Annotated in this window: 3 protein-coding genes; all 3 read left to right on the forward strand. The window is 28.0% G+C overall.

Annotated features, from left to right (window positions below; all coding sequences use genetic code 11):
* Positions 1–135: 135 nt before the first annotated feature.
* On the forward strand, positions 136–882 hold the full coding sequence (locus KAR67_RS09260) for an Mbeg1-like protein (protein ID WP_225904097.1): 747 nt from the start codon (positions 136–138) through the stop codon (positions 880–882).
* A gap of 365 nt (positions 883–1,247) precedes the next feature.
* On the forward strand, positions 1,248–1,616 hold the full coding sequence (locus KAR67_RS09265) for a hypothetical protein (RefSeq protein ID WP_167843022.1): 369 nt from the start codon (positions 1,248–1,250) through the stop codon (positions 1,614–1,616).
* A 256-nt stretch (positions 1,617–1,872) separates the two neighbouring features.
* Positions 1,873–2,980: Mbeg1-like protein (locus tag KAR67_RS09270; RefSeq protein ID WP_192801094.1), on the forward strand; the 1,108-nt coding region annotated here is incomplete at its 3' end.

The raw sequence follows: 2,980 nt of genomic DNA on the forward strand, positions 1-2,980 counted from the left end.
AAATACAATACAAGAATATAAAATAGACAATACATACTCTTGGCTTGACATAGGTATGTTTGCTAAATACAAAAGAAAAATGATATGCTATGATATTCAAAAATATAAAGAATTACAAGAAAAAAGAAGCTACTAATGTATGAAAAACAAGCCAAATATATGAAACTTTATAAATATGCTAGAATGTGCTGGGCTAGTTATTTTTATTTTGATTTTTTAAATACTAGAAATATATTTGAGTTAGATTTTAATCAAGAAAAAATTCAAGAAGAAAATTCTCTTAGAGGCTATAGAGAAATAAAGGTAAATTTAGAACATGTTGTCAATCAAAAACATAAAGATAAAGAAGTATTGATTGATTTAAGACAAGATGATGCTTGGCAATCAAAAATGTTAAATTTCTTTGATGAAAAGACAAATTTTGATAAACTAAATGGAGAATTTGGAGAATTACAGACTAAAAATTTCATTCAAAGATATGAGGTTCAATTTCATCAGCCTAACACTACAAGTGGCTTTAGTGCTACTTTGTTTTATGATAAAGAAAAAGATGAATTTATAGTAGGATTTAGGGGAACTGAAACTGATAATTTTATTAGCTCGATTCAAGATATAGTTCAAGACATAACTCTATCCCTCAATGGCAATATCCAATCTTCTTCTCTTTTAGAATTTTTAGAACAAGTAAATAAAATAATCAAAAATAAACACAAAAGAATTATATTTGTAGGACATTCATTGGGTGGGTATTTAGCTCAAATGGCTTTGATATATTGCGATATTAAATATAAAGACAAATTATCTTTTAGCCCTAATGAAGTTTATACTTTTAATTCCCCTAGTGTTTATGGTTGGAATTTTCCTAATATAGCTATATTTTAATTTTTAAAAAAGTAGAATAATTTTATTAAAAATATTAAAAAGGAAAATAAATGGGTGCATTTCGTAAGTTTTATATTGTTTGGGTAGTATTTTGTATAAGTGGGTTTGTTATTTCTCCTGCTGTAGGGCATAATCCAAATAGAGTGTATGAATTTTTTGTAATGCTAGGTTGGATTATTTTTCCTTTAATTCTATTAATGCTTTATCGCTTTTTTTCTCTTTGTGAAATAAAGTTTTTGTATATAGCATTGCTATTGTTACTTTATTATCCTATAGCTTCGATATTATATTACATGTTTTATTATCATAATAGTTTTTATGTTACATTATATATTTTTTTGTCATTATTTAAATAAAGGATAATTTTGCAAGAAAAAATCAATGAATTAAAAGATTATGCAGAACTTGCACAAGCTAGTTATTTTTATTTTGATTTAGAAGATTGTATATTGCAAGAAAATGAAACTATTATTACCTTAAATGAGCTTTTAAACTTAAGCTATAATGGCAAAATAGCTGGAAAAAAAGAAAAGGTCGGACAAAAATATAGTTTTATTAGTAAAGGTGAACTCAACGGAGAATTTGGAGAATTACAGACTAAAAATTTCATTCAAAGATATGAGGTTCAATTTCATCAGCCTAACACTACAAGTGGCTTTTCTGCTGCTTTGTTCTATGATACACACAAAGATGGTTTCGTGGTGTGGTTTAGGGAAACAGAATGCGGATTCTAAAAATACTTTATATTTGTTGGATTATATTATGTGTTGTAGGTTGGTTTATATCTCCTATTGTTGGACATAATCCAAATAGGGTTGAGGAGTTTTTTATAATGCTTGGTTGGATAGTCTTTCCACTAATGATAGCCAATCTATGGCTTTTTGGAATAACAAGAATTAAAAAATATTTAAGGAATTTTTTAATATTGTTTTTATATTACCCTTTGGCATTTGCTCTGTTTTTGGTGCTAAATTAACTTTAGGAGACTAAATGAAAGAATTAATCAACAATCTAAGAGACTATGCCGAGTTGGCCCAAGCAAGTTATTTTAACTTTATGTATATCAATAACGATGAGCGAGAAATGGATAGTTATAAAATAGGGCAAAATAGATTCCCTAAAGATAAAGACAATATAGAAAATTTAGAATATACAAAGACCTTATCTAAAAAATATAAAGATTATTTTATTTATGATGATTCCATTGCACTATATCCGACACTTAATGGAGAATTTGGGGAGATTCAAGCTAAAAACTTTGCTAAAAAATATGAGATTAAATTCCACCAACCAAATACGGCTTCTGGCTTTAGTGCTACTTTGTTTTATGATAAAGAAAAAGATAAGTTTGTAGTAGGGTTTAGGGGGACAGAGGGACTTTGGAGTATGGATACTTTGGCGGATATAGGGCTTACCTTTGGTAAGGGCGATTTTCAACTTAATGCTTTAAAGCAATTTTTATTAGACATAGCACCTATTTTAAACAAAGTAGATTCAAATAATATTATTTTTATAGGGCATTCTTTAGGCGGATATTTAGCAGTTATAGCAATGCAATTTTGCGATACTATTGATAGGAGCTTAAATACACAATTTAATGCAATCAAATTTATGGCATCGCAAGTCTATACTTTTAATTCTCCTGCTATTGATGAGATTGATAATATGCTAATGCGGGCTTTGGCAGCATTATTAGATAAAAATATTATGGAGCAAGTCTTAAATCCTCAAAAAGTATATTGTGTCTATGACAGCGGTGGTATAAATATCATCGCTTCTGCTCAATATGGCTCACACAATAGACTGTCTATCTATACGGGTAAAGATTCTCACTCCATAATCCCCCTAACTCAAACTCTTTACTTCTACTCCTATCTTTTAGAATTAGATGCTAACCATAACAAAGTCAAAGATAAAAGTTTTAGTGAATGTATAGAGTATCTTAATCATTTTATGAAAAATATTCAAATATATACAGAAACTTTTGTGTTAAAAAATAATGCTATTAATAATAAAAATTTCGCTCTTAAAAATGGACTTCTTGGACTTTTTAGAAGTTCTCCAGAAAAAATCAATCATTTTGAATACTTTCTTTCAT

The sequence above is a fragment of the Campylobacter sp. JH32 genome (assembly GCF_017846535.1).
In the GTDB taxonomy this organism is placed as follows: Bacteria; Campylobacterota; Campylobacteria; order Campylobacterales; family Campylobacteraceae; genus Campylobacter_D; species Campylobacter_D coli.

Bases quoted from the DNA above. Each gene is read 5' to 3' on its own strand.
- KAR67_RS09260 (WP_225904097.1), top strand. From the start codon at position 136: ATGTATGAAAAACAAGCCAAATATATGAAACTTTATAAATATGCTAGA.